16 protein-coding genes are annotated in these 19,030 nt (G+C 57.0%); 7 read left to right on the top strand and 9 right to left on the bottom strand.

What is annotated here, in order from left to right; all coding sequences use genetic code 11:
* A partial coding sequence (locus H7A81_RS08130; RefSeq protein WP_182057205.1) for an ABC transporter permease occupies positions 1-435 on the top strand: 435 nt, incomplete at its 5' end.
* Positions 436-472: 37 nt separating this feature from the next.
* Here the strand turns inward: H7A81_RS08130 and panD are convergent.
* The 9 genes from panD to thpR form a co-directional block, all read right to left on the bottom strand.
* Positions 473-853: an aspartate 1-decarboxylase gene (panD, locus tag H7A81_RS08125; RefSeq protein ID WP_034829560.1), complete on the bottom strand. Its 381-nt coding sequence runs from the start codon at positions 851-853 to the stop codon at positions 473-475.
* A 40-nt stretch (positions 854-893) separates the two neighbouring features.
* Positions 894-1,748 (bottom strand): pantoate--beta-alanine ligase, encoded by an 855-nt coding sequence (gene panC / locus H7A81_RS08120; RefSeq protein WP_182057204.1) that lies wholly within the window; start codon positions 1,746-1,748, stop codon positions 894-896.
* Between the two features lie 15 nt (positions 1,749-1,763).
* The gene (panB, locus tag H7A81_RS08115) at positions 1,764-2,558 is read right to left on the bottom strand and encodes a 3-methyl-2-oxobutanoate hydroxymethyltransferase (protein ID WP_182057203.1); all 795 of its coding nucleotides are present in this window, start codon (positions 2,556-2,558) and stop codon (positions 1,764-1,766) included.
* Between the two features lie 82 nt (positions 2,559-2,640).
* Positions 2,641-3,126, bottom strand: a complete 486-nt coding sequence (gene folK, locus H7A81_RS08110; protein WP_182057202.1) for a 2-amino-4-hydroxy-6-hydroxymethyldihydropteridine diphosphokinase — start codon at positions 3,124-3,126, stop codon at positions 2,641-2,643.
* The gene (gene pcnB, locus H7A81_RS08105) at positions 3,123-4,538 is read right to left on the bottom strand and encodes a polynucleotide adenylyltransferase PcnB (RefSeq protein WP_205625007.1); all 1,416 of its coding nucleotides are present in this window, start codon (positions 4,536-4,538) and stop codon (positions 3,123-3,125) included. The genes folK and pcnB overlap by 4 nt, the downstream gene beginning before the upstream one ends.
* 36 nt (positions 4,539-4,574) lie before the next feature.
* Positions 4,575-5,510 (bottom strand): tRNA glutamyl-Q(34) synthetase GluQRS, encoded by a 936-nt coding sequence (gene gluQRS / locus H7A81_RS08100; protein ID WP_182057201.1) that lies wholly within the window; start codon positions 5,508-5,510, stop codon positions 4,575-4,577.
* Positions 5,511-5,580: 70 nt separating this feature from the next.
* The gene (gene dksA / locus H7A81_RS08095) at positions 5,581-6,036 is read right to left on the bottom strand and encodes an RNA polymerase-binding protein DksA (RefSeq protein WP_034829547.1); all 456 of its coding nucleotides are present in this window, start codon (positions 6,034-6,036) and stop codon (positions 5,581-5,583) included.
* A gap of 258 nt (positions 6,037-6,294) precedes the next feature.
* The gene (gene sfsA / locus H7A81_RS08090) at positions 6,295-7,011 is read right to left on the bottom strand and encodes a DNA/RNA nuclease SfsA (protein WP_166934101.1); all 717 of its coding nucleotides are present in this window, start codon (positions 7,009-7,011) and stop codon (positions 6,295-6,297) included.
* Positions 7,012-7,551: an RNA 2',3'-cyclic phosphodiesterase gene (gene thpR, locus H7A81_RS08085; protein WP_097118377.1), complete on the bottom strand. Its 540-nt coding sequence runs from the start codon at positions 7,549-7,551 to the stop codon at positions 7,012-7,014. It abuts the gene before it with no gap.
* A gap of 25 nt (positions 7,552-7,576) precedes the next feature.
* Here thpR and hrpB point away from each other — a divergent pair, with 25 nt between their 5' ends.
* From hrpB to fhuB, 6 genes are all read left to right on the top strand, one after another.
* Positions 7,577-10,048: an ATP-dependent helicase HrpB gene (gene hrpB / locus H7A81_RS08080; RefSeq protein ID WP_182057200.1), complete on the top strand. Its 2,472-nt coding sequence runs from the start codon at positions 7,577-7,579 to the stop codon at positions 10,046-10,048.
* A gap of 98 nt (positions 10,049-10,146) precedes the next feature.
* The gene (gene mrcB / locus H7A81_RS08075; protein WP_058960863.1) at positions 10,147-12,693 is read left to right on the top strand and encodes a bifunctional glycosyl transferase/transpeptidase; all 2,547 of its coding nucleotides are present in this window, start codon (positions 10,147-10,149) and stop codon (positions 12,691-12,693) included.
* Between the two features lie 214 nt (positions 12,694-12,907).
* On the top strand, positions 12,908-15,118 hold the full coding sequence (gene fhuA / locus H7A81_RS08070) for a ferrichrome porin FhuA (RefSeq protein ID WP_182057199.1): 2,211 nt from the start codon (positions 12,908-12,910) through the stop codon (positions 15,116-15,118).
* A 93-nt stretch (positions 15,119-15,211) separates the two neighbouring features.
* The gene (gene fhuC / locus H7A81_RS08065) at positions 15,212-16,006 is read left to right on the top strand and encodes a Fe3+-hydroxamate ABC transporter ATP-binding protein FhuC (protein WP_038648971.1); all 795 of its coding nucleotides are present in this window, start codon (positions 15,212-15,214) and stop codon (positions 16,004-16,006) included.
* A 9-nt stretch (positions 16,007-16,015) separates the two neighbouring features.
* On the top strand, positions 16,016-16,894 hold the full coding sequence (gene fhuD, locus H7A81_RS08060) for a Fe(3+)-hydroxamate ABC transporter substrate-binding protein FhuD (RefSeq protein ID WP_097118381.1): 879 nt from the start codon (positions 16,016-16,018) through the stop codon (positions 16,892-16,894).
* Positions 16,894-18,870 carry a Fe(3+)-hydroxamate ABC transporter permease FhuB gene (gene fhuB, locus H7A81_RS08055; RefSeq protein ID WP_160833512.1) on the top strand — a complete coding sequence of 659 codons (1,977 nt, stop codon included), beginning with the start codon at positions 16,894-16,896 and terminating at the stop codon, positions 18,868-18,870. The genes fhuD and fhuB overlap by 1 nt, the downstream gene beginning before the upstream one ends.
* Positions 18,871-19,030: the final 160 nt, after the last annotated feature.

Below are 19,030 nucleotides of genomic sequence, written 5' to 3'. Positions count from 1 at the left end.
GGCGTGGCGCGTGGCGTGTGCGTTGGTATTCTGGTGACGGCGATTTCGCTGTTCTTTGTGCCGTTCCACGTGCACTCGTGGTCAATGGTGGCCCTGACGCTGCTGCTGACTGCGATTCTGTTCTCGCTGGCTGGCCTGCTGAATGCGGTGTTTGCGCGTACCTTTGACGATATCAGCTTGATCCCCACCTTCGTGCTGACACCGTTAACCTATTTGGGGGGCGTGTTCTATTCGCTGACGCTGCTGCCGCCGTTCTGGCAGGCAGTGTCGAAGCTGAACCCGGTGGTGTATATGATCAGCGGCTTCCGCTACGGTTTCCTCGGCATCAATGATGTGCCGCTGGTGTTTACCCTGTCAGTGCTGATTGCCTTTATCGTGGTGTTTTACGTACTGGTGTATGCGTTGATTCAGCGCGGTCGCGGATTGCGGACTTAAGTTTTACGGGGGCGGCCGAATGGCCGCCCTCGTTGTATCAAGCCACCTGAACCGGCAACGCTTTAGCGATGCGTTTCATCTCGTTGTCGCCTTCGAAATAAGCGACTTTGGGCTGCCAGCTACGGGCGACTTCATCTTCCACCTGCACATAAGAGCAGATGATCATGATATCACCTTCACAGGCACAACGGGCGGCGGCACCATTGACGGAGATGATCTTCGAGCCACGCTCAGCGGCAATCGCGTAGGTGGAGAAACGCTGACCGTTGGTGACGTTATAAATGTCGATGGCTTCGTATTGCAGAATGCCGGATGCATCAAGAAAATCCTGGTCGATGGCGCAGGAACCTTCGTAGTGCAAATCTGCCTGCGTAACTTTCACGCGGTGCAGTTTGCCCTGAAGTACGGTACGAATCATAACGGGATAACCTTATTAAGCTGCGATTAAACGACGGAGGTTACTCCGTCAGATCCACTTGCTGATTATCGATCAGGCGCGCATTCCCCAACCAGGCGGCCATCAGAATCACGGCGCGCTGGCTATCCACCGTCAGCGGCTGCAAATTGTCGGCATCGCAAATGGCCAGTCCATCAGGGCGGAAGCCTTTCTCACGCAATGCGGCCTCGGCCGTTTCGATAATCTCTTCAACATGGCGTTCGCCGTTGTTCAGACGCTCGGCCATGCTGTTCATCACCTGGCTCAGACCCGCAGCGATCGCGCGCTCTTCGCTGGTGAGATAACCGTTACGTGAGCTCAACGCCAAACCATCTTCCGCGCGTACAGTTGGCACGCCGACAATCTCGATATCGAAGCCCATGTCGGCCACCATCTTGCGGATAATGGCTAACTGCTGGAAATCTTTCTCACCAAAACAGGCAATATCGGGCTGCACCAGGTTAAACAGTTTGCTCACAATAGTGGACACACCGCGGAAGTGACCGGGACGACTGGCACCTTCCAGCAGTGATGATAACCCGGGGACTTCAACGAAGGTCTGGCTATCCAGCCCTTTGGGATACACATCCGCTGGCGCAGGGGCAAACACCAAATCGACGCTGTGACGATTGAGCTTCTCGCAATCGTCCTGCAAGGTACGGGGATAACGCGCCAGGTCATCGGCGCGTTCAAACTGCATCGGGTTGACGAAAATCGAAACCACCACGATATCGGCCCGCTCGCGCGCTTCATCCACCAACGTCAGGTGGCCGTCATGCAGGTTGCCCATGGTGGGCACCAGCGCGATACGTTTGCCTTCCTGCCGCCAGCGACGAATTTCTCGTCGCAGCATCGGCAGCGATTCAATAATCAGCACTGCAAATCTCCTGATTTACTGGAAACTGTGTTCGGCGGCAGGGTAGATGCCCGCCTCAACGTCGGCAATATACTGGCGAATTGCCGCGCGAATGTCGCCGGTTTCCGCGAGGAAATTTTTGGCAAATTTAGGAATATGACCGCCGGTAATGCCAAAGGCATCGTGCATCACCAGAATCTGTCCATCGGTGACGTTACCCGCACCAATACCGATGACCGGAATGCTCAACGCTTTGGTGATACGCTCTGCCAGCGCCACCGGCACACACTCCAGCACCATCAATTGTGCTCCTGCGGCTTCCAGCGCCAGTGCATCGGCCAGCAAACGCTCCGCGCCCGCTTCATCACGGCCCTGCACCTTGTAGCCACCAAAGATGTTCACTGACTGTGGCGTCAGGCCTAGATGACCACAGACCGGCACGGCGCGCTCGGTAAGCATACGCACGGTGTCTGCCAGCCATTCACCGCCTTCCAGCTTCACCATGTTGGCACCGGCACGCATCAGTTCAGCGGCGTTATCGAAGGTTTGCTGCGGTGTGGCGTAACTCATGAACGGCAGGTCGGCCATCACCAACGCATTCGGCGCGCCTCGGCGCACGGCCGCGGTGTGATAAGCGATATCCGCTACAGTGACAGGTAATGTGGATTCATGGCCTTGCACGGTCATGCCAAGGGAGTCGCCAATCAGCATCACCTGAATGCCTTCATCGGCAAACAGGCGGGCAAAGCTAAAGTCGTAGGCCGTCAGGGTGGCAAATTTGCGGCCACTGGCTTTGAGCTGGCGTAAATGGGAGATGGTTGTCGGTTTCATCGCACACTCCAGAGTTTTCTGATGCGCGCAGTGTACTGGATTGATTGAAAAGGCGATACGACCGTAGTGCGATTATTGCAGCCTACTCAGACCACAAGCTGATGGTGCTGCGATCCAGCGTGGCGAGGATGCCGGTCAGCGGCTGACCGTTGGGCAAGCGCAGGCCTGGCGCGATCTCTAACAACGGCACCAGCATAAACGCACGGTTCTGCATGTCGTAGTGTGGCACGGTGAGACGTGGGGTGTGAATCGTCTGCTGGCCAAACAGCATGATGTCGATATCGAGGGTGCGCGGACCCCAGCGCTCTGCTTTGCGCACTCGTCCGTGTTCCAGCTCGATACGCTGGGTATGATCGAGCAGCGCTTCAGCTTCCAGCGTGGTGTCCAGCGCGACCACCGCATTCAGGTAATCAGGCTGGTCTGGCGGGCCGTACGGTGGCGTGCGGTACAGTGAAGAGGTGGCGACGCGCGAGGTGTGCGGTATCGCATCAATCGCGGCCAGCGCTGCATCAACCTGATGCAGCGGGTCGGCCAGATTACTGCCTAAGGCGAGGTAAACGCGAATCATGATGCGCTATTGGTATCGCGGCGTGGGCCGGTTGGACGACGGCGCGGACGACGCGGTTTGCGGCGCGGTGCCACCGGATCATCCCCCAGCGTGTTCATCATGGTTTTCTGCTCGACCGGCGCCGCAGCCTGGAACTCACCCCACCAATGGGTCAGGCTTTGCAGTTCGCGGTTGTTTTCCACATCGGCACGCAGCGCCAGCAGATCATATGCAGCACGGAATTTTGGATGCTCCATCAGCTTCCATGCGCGCTTGCCATGACGACGCGACATGCGCAACTGCAGCTGCCAGATATCGCGAATCAGGGTGGTGATACGCTTAGGAATCGCCAGCGCACGGCAGGCTTCATCCAGCGTTTCGTTCATCGACAGCGCAAAGGCGTCGTAATAGGTCAGTCCGCTTTCCTGCGCAATGCGTTGGGCCGATTCCAGCTGCGGATACCAGAACATCGCGGCAAACAGGAAGGCCGGATTGACGCGCATATCGTTCTGAATGCGGTTGTCGGTGTTCTTCAGCACCTGAGCCAGCATTTTCTCCATCAGACTGTCGCTTTCGGCGGTGAAGCCACGCGTCAGGGTAGGGAACAGCGGCTGGAACAGATGGTACTCACGCATCATCTGATAGGTACGGAATCCGTAACCGGCTTGCAGCAATTTAAGGGATTCTTCAAACAGACGCGCAGGCGGAATGTCATTCAGCAGCGTGGCCAGGCGCGGAATCGGCTCGGCAGTTTCCGCGGCAATGCGCATCTCCAGCTTGGCGGCAAAACGCACCACGCGCAGCATACGTACCGGATCTTCGCGATAACGGGTTTCCGGATCGCCAATCAAACGGATCACGCCGTCTTCCAGATCCTGCAAACCGCCGACGTAATCACGTACGGAGAAATCCGCCACGCTGTAATACAGGCTGTTGATGGTGAGATCGCGGCGCTGGGCATCATCTTCGATGCTGCCAAAAATGTTATCACGCAGCAGCATGCCGTTCTGGCCGCGCTGGGAGTTGTTGCGATCGTCTTCAGCTTCTTCCTGGTGATGACCACGGAAAGTCGCGACTTCGATCACTTCAGGACCGAACATCACATGTGCCAGACGGAAACGACGACCGACGAGACGGCAGTTGCGGAACAATTTGCGCATCTGCTCAGGCGTGGCGTTGGTGGTGATATCAAAGTCTTTTGGCTTCTTACCCAGCAGCAAATCGCGCACGCCGCCGCCTACCAGGTAAGCTTCGAAACCGGCTTTATTCAGGCGATACAGCACTTTAAGGGCGTTTTCGCTGATATCTTTGCGTGAGATGTTATGGCTTTCACGGGGAATGACGGTCATCAGACTTTCAGTTTCCACCTCTTCAGGCGCCTCCTCGTCACGCTTGAGGACTCTCCGGCAAAAATTTGCGACTCGGGTAAAAATGGGACACCTCGACAGTGATAAAAGGGTGTTAATAAATCAGCGGCTAATCATAGCCTGTTGCGAACCATTTAGGAATGGCGATGTCGCCTCATCCGTGATTCGCGCGTTCTGTTGTGGGATCAGTTGGATACTCCACTGTGCCACCGCGTTATCGAGCAGTTGCTCCACTGTGGCATCTTGCCAACTCTCCAAAACCGATTGCCCCAGCAAGTGCAACGCGCATATCAGCAATGGGCGCGCATCCCCATCAGGTAGAGCGGGCGCATGATTCTGTTTAGAGAGCTTATTGCCATCGTCATTGATGGCCAGAGGCAGGTGCAGATACGCAGGCACCGGCCAGCCGAACTGCTGGTAGAGCGCGATTTGACGCACCGTGGGTTCAATCAAATCTGCCCCGCGTACGATTTCCGTCACACCCTGAAAATGGTCATCTACTACCACCGCCAGGTTGTAAGCAAACAAACCATCCCGGCGATGGATAATAAAATCTTCTTCTGCCAGCGAGCGCTCGGCCGCTAAATGACCGCGCAGGCGATCGTCAAAGCCATAAACCGGTGCATGCTGACGCAGGCGCAGCGCGGCGTTCTCTGCAGGGAGATGTAATTCCCGACAGTGACCGTCGTAGAACCCCCCAAGCTGCTGAATACGGCTGCGCGTGCAGGTACAAAAGTAGCTTTGACGGTGCTGTTGCAGCCAGCTCAGTGCTTCCCGGTAGGCATCATGACGCTGCGACTGCCACAACACGTCGCCATCCCACTGCAGGCCATAATGCTCCAGCTGTTTCAGGATGCGTGTCGCTGCGCCAGCCACTTCTCGCGGCGGATCGATATCTTCAATACGCACCAGCCAGCGGCCTTGTTGCGCACGCGCGCTCAGGTAGCTGCCTAAGGCGGCTATCAGCGAACCAAAATGCAGATCACCAGAAGGAGAGGGAGCGAAACGCCCGACGCAGGAAGAGGTTGAAGAGTTCATTTTGAGGTGCACCGCACGTCGGGAAAACAGTGGTTTTCCCGGCAGTGCGGCGACAGTCTGCTCACGGCCATTAGCCTGCCATCTGCTTCTCGCGGATTTCAGCCAGCGTTTTGCAGTCGATGCAGAGATCGGCGGTCGGACGCGCTTCAAGGCGACGAATACCAATTTCTACACCACAAGAATCACAGTAGCCGAAATCGTCGTCATCCACTTTCTTCAGCGTTTTTTCGATCTTTTTGATCAGTTTACGCTCACGATCGCGGTTACGTAATTCCAGACTGAACTCTTCTTCCTGTGCGGCACGGTCTACCGGATCCGGGAAGTTCGCAGCTTCGTCCTGCATATGCGACACAGTGCGGTCTACTTCATCCCGAAGTTGGTTGCGCCAGGCTTCCAGAATCTTGCGGAAATGGCTCAGTTGGGCGTCGTTCATATACTCTTCGCCCGGTTTCACCTGATACGGCTCCACACCAGCGATGGCGAGGATACTCAGGGACGATGTTTTACGGTTTTGCCCTTCTTGCATGTTGTTTCTCCTGGATAACACGCCCTTCCCGTCATACTTCAGGTTGCATGTGCATTGGCTAAATTGACCACCGACTGCCTGCAACGCGAATTATTAAGGGGTATATCGATTCCCATCAGGGAAAAAACAGGCCGCTATAAATAGCAGAAGCAGTCAAGGTTGGCAATTATTCATATTCGCACCTTGACAAGCCTGTGAGGAACAGCGTATTTAGCGCACCGCCCAGAACATTCCTATCACAGCAAATTGCTATAAATATTACAACTCTGCGTTAATCGTCACGGCGACGGGCTGAGTGAGTAACATTTGAGCAGGTGAAATCTGAGCCTGATACGCCAACACTTCCACTCCACAGCGTTGAGCCTGTCCCAGTAGTTCTGCGTAGTGTGCGTCGATATGGCGCGCCGGGGAGACGTCCTCAATCCCCGTATGCAGAACGGCGAACAACAAAACAGCTCGATGACCCTCTGCCGCGATAGCACTGAGTTCGCGCAGATGCTTCTGTCCTCGAGCCGTCACCGCATCCGGAAAAAAGCCTTTACCCTGCTGTAAAAGGGTGACGGACTTGACTTCAATATAGCAGTTTGATCTGCCCTCCGCTTGCAGCAGGAAGTCAATTCGGCTTTTTTCCGTACCGTATTTCACTTCAGGTTGGCAGTGGCTGTAAGCGGACAATTCTGGAATGGCGTCAAGGGTTAAGGCTTCACGCACCAGTTGATTGGCTCTGAGGGTGTTCACGCAGATCCAGTGGCCTTGTTGTGTCTCGGTCAGTTCCCAGCTATGCGGATACTTGCGCGTGGTGCTGTCTGACGTGGAATACCACACGGTATCCCCCGGCGTGGCGCAGCCGGTCATTGCCCCGGTATTGGCGCAGTGAATGGTCAGTGTCTCCCCCTCTGGTGTCACGACATCGGCAAGAAAGCGCTTATAGCGCGCGATAAGACGAGCGGGTTTTAGCGGTGGATCAAACTGCATTCAGGCTCCTGACGAAGAGGGCAATGGCCAGCGCGCCAGCCGCCGATAGCGGGTGCGTCCCTGGCTAAAGGTCGATGAGAACAGCGCAAAGTCACTGACATCGTACTGCCAGTGAAAGCCGCGCGGGGGTAAGGCCACTTTTTGCGTGGCGTGGCGCAACAAAGTGATATGCGGGTGAAAAGGCTGTGCACTCTGGGCGCAGCCATGGCGTGCCGCCTGAGCACGCAGCAGGCTCGCTAACTGCAACAAGCCGCGTGGTGCACGTTGGCAGCCAAGCCACACGACACCGGGGCGCGGCCAGTGTCCCGCATCATCCAAATCCAGGCTAAAACCGGGCTGAACAATGCGCGAAGCTAACTGCTGTAACTGCTGCGAGGTCTCGGCACTGACATCCCCCAGAAACGCCAGCGTCAGATGCAGATTGGCGGCGGCCACCGGTTTTCCTGCCCCTTCTGCAAAGTGATCTGCGCGCCACTGTACCAGCTGTTGCTGGAGTGGCGCGGGCAGTTCGAGGGCAAAAAACAGACGTTGTATCGACATGGTGACGTGGCCGTTGAGTGCTACAATGCGCGCCATGTTAGCACAGGCAGAGTGGGAGTTAAGTGTGAGTGAATTACCGGTAAGTGAGGTGCTGCCTGCATTGCTCGACGCATTGTCTCAGTCATCACAAGTTTTACTGGCGGCACCCACCGGCGCGGGAAAATCGACCTGGCTGCCGCTGCAACTGCTACAGCAGTCGGTGCTGCCGGGGCGCATCATTATGCTTGAGCCGCGTCGTCTGGCGGCGCGTAATGTGGCGCAGCGCCTGGCGGATCAGTTGGGGGAACAGCCCGGTGGTACCGTGGGATATCGCATGCGCGGTGAAAACTGCTGCGGCCCCCATACGCGACTGGAAGTGGTGACCGAAGGCATTCTGACGCGCATGTTGCAGCGCGATCCGATGCTCGAAGGTGTGTCGCTGGTGATCCTCGATGAGTTTCATGAGCGCAGCCTACAGGCTGATTTGGCGCTGGCGCTGCTGCTGGATGTGCAACAAGGGCTGCGCGATGACCTGAAAATTCTGCTGATGTCCGCAACGCTGGATAACGATCGGTTGCGTCAGCTGCTGCCTGCTGCGCCTTTTATTGTCTCTGAAGGACGTAGCTTCCCGGTGACGCGCCGTTATGCCTCGCTCAATCCGCAACAGCGTTTTGACGAAGCGGTGGCACGAGAAGTGGCGCAATTGCTGCGCGACGAAACGGGTTCGCTGCTGCTGTTCCTGCCGGGCGTCGCGGAGATTGAACGCGTGAAGCGCGAGCTGGAATCCCGCGTCGGCGATGACGTGGATCTCTCTCCTTTATATGGCGCGCTGTCTCTGGATGCGCAGCGTCGCGCGATTCTGCCTGCGCCCGCCGGTCGTCGCAAGGTGGTGTTGGCGACCAATATCGCCGAAACCAGTCTGACCATTGAAGGCATCCGTCTGGTAGTGGATAGCGCGCTGGAACGCTCAGCGCAGTTTGATGTACGCAGTGGCGTAACACGGTTGCAAACCCAGCGTATCAGCCAGGCATCAATGACGCAGCGAGCAGGTCGTGCGGGTCGTCTTGAACCCGGTATCTGTTTGCATCTGCTACCCCAGGAACAAGCGATGCGCGCGGTGGCACAGAGTGAGCCGGAAATCCTCAACAGCGATCTCTCTTCACTGCAAATCGATTTATTGCAGTGGGGTTGCCAGGAGGCGTCACAGCTTAGCTGGCTGGATGTGCCACGCGCGCGCAGCTTACGCGCGGCAAATGATTTACTGACCCGTTTGGGGGCGCTGGAAGGCGAGAAGCTGAATGCGCGTGGGCGGCAAATGGCGGCGCTGGGCAGCGATCCCCGCCTCACGGCCATCTTGTGCGCGGCACAGGATAAGGATGCGATCGCCAGTGCCGCCTTACTGGTGGCGATTCTGGAAGATCCGCCACGTAGCGGTAGCGCAGATCTGCGTGATGCACTCAACCGGCCTCAGCCTCACTGGCAACGCCGCGCCCGTCAGTGGCAGCAGCGACTCAATGCCAGCGGCGGCAGCGTCAATCCCGATCTGTTCCCCTCTTTACTGGCTGCGGGGTTTGCCGATCGGCTGGCACAGCGACGCGGCGAGAGTGCGCGCTATCAGCTGGCCAATGGGATTGGCGCCATGCTGGATGAGCAGGATGGCTTGAGCCGTTATGAATGGCTGATTGCGCCGACCTTATTACAAGGTGCCAGCGCGGCCGAAGCGCGCATGCTCTTAGCGCTGCCGGTGGAAATCGGCGAGTTACGCCAGCAATGTCCTGAACTGGTGTCGCAGCGCATTGATGTGGAATGGGATGAGGAGAAAGGGACATTGCGCGCCTGGAAACGGGAACTCGTGGGTGCGCTGGTCCTAAAAGCACAGCCGCAGGCGCGACCGGAACCGGAGATTTTACACCCGGCGATGTTGCGCTGGATCCGCGAAAAAGGGCTCTCGGTACTCGGCTGGACCCCCGAAGCGGAACAGCTGCGTTTGCGTTTGCATTGTGCCGCCGAGTGGCTGCCGGAAGAGGCGTGGCCGCCATTGGACGATGAGAGCCTGCTCGACTCGCTGGAGCGTTGGCTGTTACCCGAGATGGGTTCCGTGCGCGATCTCAGGAGCCTGCAGGCCGTCAATCTTGTCAGCGCATTATTACATTTGCTGACATGGTCACAACGTCAGCGGCTGGATACTGTGCTGCCAACTCATTACACTGTGCCGACCGGAAGTCGCCTGCCTATTCGTTACGATGCTGAAAAGCCTCCGGCGTTGGCAGTGCGTATGCAGGAGATGTTTGGGGAAGCGCAAAATCCCGCGGTGGCCGAAGGCCGCATTCCGCTGGTGCTGGAGTTGCTCTCACCCGCGCACCGGCCGTTGCAGATCACCCGTGATCTCACTGCGTTCTGGCGCGGAGCCTATCCTGAAGTGCAGAAAGAGATGAAAGGGCGCTATCCCAAACATCCCTGGCCCGACGATCCGGCAAACGCCTTACCGACAAGGCGCACCAAGAAATTTTCATCGTGACACTCTGTGGATCGAATTCAGAGGGTTCTGCCATGCGCAGCACGAGAAAGCAGTTAGAGTAACGGCCGTAGCCGTAGCTATGCCTGGAGAATAAAAGCATGTCTGGGAACGATCGCGAACCTATTGGGCGTAAAGGAAAAGCGCCAAAGCCGCCGCGCAGCACTGCGCGCCGGGGTCGCCGCAGGGAGCTTGATGATGATATCGATCAGGACGATTTTGACGAAGACGATGAGGAGAGCACACCGGTGCCACCAAAAGGTAAAGGGAAAGGAAAACGTCCGCCACGCGGCAAACGTCGTTGGTTAGGCTGGTTAATTAAGCTTTTCCTGGTCTTTGTGGTCGTGATGGTGGCCTGGGGCATCTATCTCGACTCTGAAATTCGCAGCCGCATCGACGGTAAAGTGTGGCAGTTGCCTGCCGCTGTTTACGGCCGCATGGTGAGCCTTGAGCCGGGGATGTCGTACGACAAAAAAGAGATGATTGCGCTGCTGGAAGGCACGCAGTATCGCGAAGTGTCGCGCATTACCCGTCCGGGCGAATTTAGCGTCAAAGGCAACACCATCGATCTGCTGCGTCGTCCGTTTGACTTCCCGGACAGCAAAGAGGGGCAGATCAACGCCCGTCTGACGTTCAGCAACAACGAACTGAGCGAGATTAAAAACCTCGATACCGGACGTGATTTTGGCTTCTTCCGCCTCGATCCACGTTTGATCACCATGCTGCAATCGCCGAACGGTGAGCAGCGGCTGTTCGTGCCGCGTGCGGGCTTCCCGGATCTGCTGGTCAGTACGCTGATCGCGACCGAAGACCGCCATTTCTACGAACACGACGGCATTAGCCCGTATTCGATTGGTCGTGCATTCCTTGCCAATATCACCGCCGGTAAAGCGGTGCAGGGCGGCAGTACCCTGACCCAGCAGCTTGTGAAAAACCTGTTCCTGACCAACGAGCGTTCACTGTGGCGTAAAGCACGTGAAGCTTACATGGCGGTGATCATGGATGCGCGCTATAGCAAAGATCGTATCCTTGAGCTGTATCTCAATGAGGTGTACCTCGGTCAGGCGGGCAACGATCAGATCCGTGGCTTCCCGCTGGCGAGTTTGTATTACTTCGGTCGTCCCGTCGATGAGCTGAGCCTCGATCAGCAGGCGATGCTGGTCGGCATGGTGAAAGGTGCTTCGCTGTATAACCCGTGGCGCAACCCGAAACTGGCGCTGGAGCGTCGTAATCTGGTGCTGCGTTTACTGCAGCAGCAGAACGTCATCGATCAGGAGCTGTATGACATGCTCTCGGCGCGTCCGCTGGGTGTGCAGCCGAAAGGGGGCGTGATCACGCCGCAGCCTGCCTTTATGCAGATGGTACGTAACGAGTTGCAGGCCAAACTGGGCGACAAGATTAAAGATCTGTCTGGCGTGAAGATTTTCACCACGCTCGATCCTATCTCTCAGGATGCGGCGGAAAAAGCGGTTGAAGATGGCATCCCGGCGCTGAAAAAACAGCGTGGTTTGAAGGATCTGGAAACCGCGATGGTGGTGGTGGATCGCTTCAGTGGTGAAGTGCGTGCCATGGTAGGCGGTGCCGATCCGCAGTTCGCGGGCTATAACCGTGCGCTGCAGGCGCGTCGTTCTATCGGTTCACTGGCTAAACCGGCGACCTATCTCACCGCATTGAGCCAGCCGAATACCTATCGTCTGAACACCTGGCTGGCGGATGAGCCGATTGCGCTGAAACAGCCGAACGGTTCCATCTGGAAACCGATGAACGACGACAAGCGTTTCAGCGGCAAAGTGATGCTGGTGGATGCCTTAACCAACTCCATGAACGTGCCTACCGTAAATCTGGGGATGACATTGGGTCTGCCTTCGGTGGTGGATACCTGGACGAAGCTGGGCGTGCCGAAAGATCAGCTGAATCCGGTGCCAGCGATGTTACTGGGAGCACTTAACCTGACACCGATCGAAGCGGCACAGGCGTTCCAGTCGATCGCCAGCGGCGGTAACCGCGCCGACCTGTCGGCGGTACGTTCGGTGATTGCTGAAGATGGCACGGTGTTGTACCAGAGCTTCCCGCAGGCGCAACGCGTTGAGCCGGCGCAGGCTGCTTATATGACCTTGTACACCATGCAGCAAGTTGCCGATCACGGCACCGCCCGTGCGCTGGGCGCGCGTTACCCGAATGCTCATCTGGCGGGTAAAACCGGTACCACCAATGATTTGATCGATAGCTGGTTTGCGGGTATTGATGGCAAAGAGGTCGCGATCACCTGGGTTGGCCGCGACAACAACCAGACGTCGAAGCTGTACGGTGCAAGCGGTGCGATGCAGATTTATCGCCGTTATCTCGACAACCAGGCGCCAATGCCGCTGGTGCTGACACCGCCAGAAGATATTACGCAGATGAACGTCGACTCTGCCGGTAACTTCGTGTGTGGTTCTGGCAGCAGCACCTGGCGTTCACTGCCGGTATGGACGTTGGATCCCAACGCGCTGTGCCAGCAACAGCAGCAACAGATCCAGCAACAGCAGCAGATCCAACAGCAGCAAGAGTCGCAACCTCAGCAGCAGTCACCTCAGCAGCAGCAGGGTGAGCAGAAAGATGCTGACGGCGTGGCGGGCTGGATTAAGGATATGTTTGGCAGCAAATAGTTAGCTGCAGAAAGCACAGGGCGCTTCGGCGCCCTTTTTTACGTCTGCACGATTGTTATTCGCGATCATGGATATGCACGATCTGGTCGCAAACGCACCGCCATCAGGCATTACATCTTGCGGATCTCGCCAAACTTCGCCTAAAATCCGTGCGTCTAATAATCATTCTCGTTTTCATTCGCCTGCATCGTTTCCTTTCGAGAGATCCTTTTTTATGAATGCGCGAAATTCTAATCCTTGTTCTGCACGTGCTGCGACCTCCCGTCGTCCGCTCGCTTTAATGATTTCTTTAACACTGGGTACGCTGAGCGCACAGGCGCTGGCAGAAGATACCGTGGTGGTGACCGCCAATGGCGGCAACACCGTCGCGCAGGAAAGCGCATGGGGTCCGGCTCCTACCATTGCCGCGAAACATAGTGCTACCGGCACCAAAACCGATACGCCGATTGAGAAAAACCCACAGTCGGTTTCGGTGGTGACGCAGGAAGAGATGGCGATGCACGCTGTAACCAGCGTAAAAGGTGCGTTTAACTACACGGCTGGCGTGCTGACGGGTAACCGCGGCAGCTCAAGCGTAATCGATGCGCTGTCGATTCGTGGCTTTAGCGAAACCAACACTAACCAATATCTTGATGGCCTGAAGCTGCAGGGGGATAACTACTCTGAGTTCGCCATTGATCCTTACTTCCTTGAGCGTGCGGAACTGCTGCGTGGCCCGGTGTCGGTGCTGTACGGCAAAAGCAACCCAGGCGGCGTGGTGTCGCTGGTGAGCAAGCGCCCGACGCAGGAAACACTGCGTGAAGTGCAGTTCCAGATGGGCACTGATAACCTGTTCTCTACCGGCTTCGATTTCGGCGGATCGCTGGATGATGACGGCGTGTACAGCTATCGCCTGACGGGTCTGGCTCGCAGCGCTGATGCGCAACAGGAGATGAACAAAGAGAAGCGCTATACCATCGCGCCTTCGTTCAGCTGGCGTCCTGATGCCAATACCCGCTTTGATTTGCTGACCTATTTCCAGAATGAGCCGGAAACCGGTTATTACGGCTGGTTGCCGCGTCAGGGCACCGTGGTGGGCATTACCCGCCCGGACGGTAGCAGCTACAAACTGCCAACCAACTTTGATGAAGGCGAAGACAGCAACAAGATTTCGCGCAACACCAAGATGGTGGGCTACAACTTCGAGCACAGCTTCAACGATACCTGGACGGTGCGCCAGAATCTGCGTTATGCGGACATGCGTACCGGATATCGCAGTATTTACGGTAATGGCTTTAGCGCGGCGACCAATGAAATTACCCGTGGTTCTGCAGTTTCAGATGAGAAGTTGAATGAGTTCGCCGTAGATACCCAAGCGCAGGCGAAATTCGCGACGGGTGCACTGGATCACACCTTGCTGATGGGTGTGGATTATCAGCAGATGCGTAATGATGTTAATGCGCAGTTTGGCTCAGCCAGCAATTTGAGTGCCATCAACCCGCAGTATGGCGACGATTTGGTCACGCCGTTTGACTCTCCTTATCAGCACCTGAATAAACAGCGTCAAACGGGTCTGTATGCACAGGACCAAATGGAGTGGGATCGCTGGGTACTGACCTTAGGGGGTCGCTACGACTACGCGATGACCTCGGTGTATGACCGTGTCGCCAGTTCACTGGATCGTCAAAACGATCAAGCCTTTACCTGGCGTGGCGGCCTGAACTATGTGTTCGATAACGGCATCGCACCTTATTTCAGTTACAGCGAAGCCTTTATTCCAAACTCAGGTTCAACGTTTGAAGGGCAGGCTTTCGATCCTTCGCGCGCCAAACAGTATGAAGCGGGCGTGAAGTACGTACCGAAAGATCGTCCAATTGTGATGACAGCTGCCGTTTATCAATTGACCAAAACCAAAAACCTGACCGCAGATCCTGATACGGTAAACCATCCATTTGCCAGCATTCAGAGCGGTGAAATCCGTTCACGTGGTGTTGAATTGGAAGCCAAGGCAGCACTGAACGCCAACATCAATATGACGGCGTCGTACACCTACACCGATGCGGAATACACCGAAGATACAACGCTGAAAGGCAGAACGCCGGTGCAAGTACCTAAGCATATGGCCACGTTGTGGGGCGATTACACCTTCCACGAGACTGCATTGTCCGGCGTTACGTTGGGAGCGGGTGTGCGCTATATCGGCGAGAGCAAAGGTTTGTATTCAACAGGCGACAACATCAACCAAAACTTCGACGTAGCGGGTTACACCACCGTCGACGCAGCGCTGAAATATGATCTCGGCCGTTTCGGTCTGCCGGGCTCTTCTGTGGGTGTTAATATCAACAACCTGTTCGATCGTGAATACGTTGCCAGCTGCTACCGTGATTACGCTTGCTACTGGGGCGCTGAACGTCAAATCGTTGGTACCGCCACCTTCCGCTTCTGATTCGTCAGGGCGAATATGTTGTGATTTTGGGCGGCCTCAGGGCCGCCCCCTTCAGAATCAGATCGGTTTTGTGCTAATTAACCAGGAATCACCATGCAGCATCCGCACCACGAAGAAACCACCTTCACGCTGGATAATGTCAGCTTTCGCGTACCTGGGCGCACGTTGCTGCATCCACTTTCACTCACCTTTGCGCCGGGTAAAGTGACGGCGCTGATTGGCCACAACGGCTCGGGTAAATCCACCTTGCTGAAAATGCTGGGGCGTCACCATGCGGCAAGTGAAGGTCAGGTGCTGTTGAACCGCGATGCGGTGGAGAACTGGGGCAGCAAAGATTTTGCGCGCCAGGTGGCGTATTTGCCGCAGCAGTTACCGGCGGCAGAAGGGATGACGGTGCGTGAGTTGGTGGCGATTGGTCGTTATCCGTGGCACGGTGCGCTTGGGCGCTACGGCCAGGAAGATCGCGATCGCGTGGAAGAAGCGATTACGCTGGTGGGACTAAAACCGTTTGCCGGGCGTCTGGTGGACAGTCTGTCAGGCGGCGAACGCCAGCGTGCGTGGTTGGCAATGCTGGTGGCGCAAAATAGCCGCTGCCTGTTGCTGGATGAACCCACTTCAGCGCTGGATATCGCACATCAGGTTGATGTGCTGGCACTGATTCAACGTCTCAGCCGTGAGCGCGGGTTAACGGTGATTGCCGTGCTGCATGACATTAACATGGCGGCACGTTATTGCGACCGTCTGGTGGCGCTGCGAGGCGGCGAAATGATTGCGGAAGGCGGGCCTGATGTCATCATGCAGGCCGATGTGCTGGGCAATATCTACGGTATTCCGATGGGCATCTTGCCCCATCCACAAGGCGGTGCTCCCGTCAGTTTTGTTTACTGAGGCCTCGCCATGTTCGACATTTCACGCCGTCGCTTGCTGACGGCGCTGGCACTGACGCCACTGATGAACGTTGCCCCATTGCGTGCGGCAACACCCGATCTGCAGCGCATCCTGGCGCTGGAATGGCTACCCGTTGAGCTACTGATGGCGCTCGGTGTATCGCCGCTCGGTGTGGCTGATTTGCGCAACTACAACATCTGGGTTGGTGAGCCGATGCTATCCGCCAGCACCATCGATCTCGGCCTGCGCACCGAACCCAATCTGGAACTGATGACGCAGCTCGAACCTTCCTTAATCCTGCACTCCAACGGCTACGGTCCGGGATTAGATAAACTCGATCGCATCGCGCCGACCATGGGCTTTGATCTGAATAGCGGGGACGGTAAACCGTTAAGTACTGCCCGTAAATCACTGCATGCGCTCGGTGCCCGGCTGGGCCGGGAAGCGCAGGCGGTACAGCATCTGCAATTCCTGGATGAGCAGCTAGCGGCAGCGCGCGAACGTCTCAAACCCTGGGCAGATCGTCCGGTGCTGCTGATGTCATTGATGGACAGCCGTCACGCCATCACGTTTGGCACCAACAGTCTGTTCCTCGAAGTGATGGAAATCCTTGGCCTGAGTAACGCCTGGCAGGGTGAAACCAATTTCTGGGGCAGTGCCGTGGTTGGGCTTGAGCGGTTAGCCGATGTCGGCGATGTACAGGTGATCTGTTTTGATCACGATAACGATCGTGACATGCAGCAGGTGATGAAAACTGCGCTGTGGCAGGCGCTGCCGTTTATCCGCGCGGGCCGCTTCAAGCGTGTGCCTGCCGTCTGGTATTACGGCGCGACCTATTCAGCGCTGAAATTTGTCCGCGTGCTGGAACACGCGCTGGAGTCGCACTGATGCGCCATCGTCTCTTTCCTGTGATGCTGCTAAGCAGCATGTTTTTACTGGCGCTGGCGCTGACCTTTATCAATCTGCGTGACGCGCTGCCAACGGCGCAGTGGTCACAAGCCTTCTTTGCGCCGGACATCAACAGTATCCAACAGGTGGTGTTCCATCACAGCCTGTTATCGCGTCTGGCGCTGGCGCTGTTGGTGGGGGCGGGTCTCGGATTGGCCGGTTTACTGTTTCAGCAGGTGCTGCGCAATCCGCTGGCGGAACCGACCACGTTGGGTGTGTCATCCGGTGCACAGCTCGGTATTACGGTCGCCACGCTCTGGCATTTGCCGGGTGGTGAGCTGACACAGCAATTTGCTGCGATGGCGGGCGCAGTGCTGGTGGGCATCCTGGTATTTGGCGTGGCCTGGGGCAAACGGCTGTCACCCGTGACACTGATCCTCGCCGGGTTGGTCCTGAGCCTGTATGCCGGTTCGGTGAATCAAATCTTTGCCATCTTCAATCATGATCAGCTGCTGAATATGTTCTTGTGGAGCACCGGCACACTGAATCAGATGGATGGGCACAACGTCGCCATGCTGTGGCCGCGTCTGCTGTTGGCTTTTGTCGTGGCGCTGGCATTGCTGCGCCCCTTGACGCTCATGGGGCTTGATGACGGCGTAGCAAAAAATCTCGGTCTGGCACTGTCTGCTGCTCGTGTCGGCGCACTCGCTCTGGCGATTCTGTTAAGTGCGCAATTGGTGAACGTCGCCGGGATTATCGGTTTTATCGGGCTGTTTGCACCACTGCTGGCGAAAATGCTCGGGGGGCGTCGCTTACTCAGCCGTATGCTGCTGGCTCCGCTGATTGGTGCCTTACTGCTGTGGCTGGCCGATCAGTGCGTATTGTGGCTGACCAGCCACTGGCGCGAGGTTTCCACCGGCACAGCGACCGCGTTGATTGGCGTACCGATTCTGCTATGGCTGTTGCCGCGTTTACGTACCGGCTCGGTTCCACCGGCAATGAATATGGGCGACAAGGTGCCGGCAGAGCGCCAGAAGGTGGTGCTGTGGTGTGGCATTGGCCTTGGGGTGCTGGCGCTGCTGAGCGTTATCGGCATCTCCTTTGGTCGTGATGCACACAGCTGGACGTGGGTGAGTGGTGAGATGCTGCATCAACTGCTGCCGTGGCGTGCACCTCGCGTGCTGGCGGCGTTAGTCGTGGGGATGATGCTGGGTGTTGCAGGTGCGTTGATTCAGCGCCTCACTGGCAACCCGATGGCCAGCCCGGAAGTGTTAGGCATCAGTTCCGGCGCGGCCTGTGGTGTGGTTGTGATGATGTTCTTTGTGCCGGGTGACGCCGTGGCGTGGTTGCTGCCCGCTGGCGCATTAGGCGCGGCGCTGACGCTGCTGGTCATTATGCTGGTCGCCAGTCGCGGAGGTTTCTCACCGGAGCGTATGTTGCTGGCGGGCATGGCGCTTAACAGTGCCTTTGTCACCTTACTGATGGTGTTAATGGCGAGTGGCGATCCGCGCATGGGCGGCCTGCTAAGCTGGATTTCCGGTTCGACTTACAACATCAATATGCCGCAGGCAGTGCAAAGCGCCGTGGTGGGTATCGTATTTATTGCGCTCGCGCCACTGGCGAGCCGCTGGCTCACACTGCTGCCGCTGGGTAGTGCGACGGCACGTTCAGCGGGGATGGCATTAACAGGTTCGCGTCTGGCCCTGCTGCTGCTGGCGGCGGCGTTAACGGCCACGGCGACCTTGACCATCGGCCCGTTGAGTTTTGTCGGTTTGATGGCGCCGCATATCGTGCGCATGCTGGGCTTCAGGCGCGCATTACCGCAGGTGTTGATGGCGGGATTATTAGGCGGCGGATTGATGGTGTTTGCAGACTGGTGCGGCAGGATGCTGGCGTTCCCGGATCAGATCCCTGCAGGTTTAATGGCGACCTTCTTCGGCGCGCCGTATTTTATCTGGCTGTTGCGTCGCGCATAAACGCGCAACCTACGTCAATCGGCGCTTACAGGGCAGCTGCGCATAATTGTGCAACCTAACGGAAATGGGTGTAAGCGTGTAGCTGAGCATAACGATGCGAACGAACGGCAAGGGTGTCTTTAGGGGACGTTGTGCCTCAAGGGACAGCCGGGCACATCAA

The organism is Pantoea sp. ME81 (assembly GCF_903970985.1).
Lineage (GTDB): Bacteria > Pseudomonadota > Gammaproteobacteria > Enterobacterales > Enterobacteriaceae > Pantoea > Pantoea communis.
Note: the sequence above shows the minus strand (reverse complement) of the source record. Positions and strands in the feature narration are given on the sequence as shown.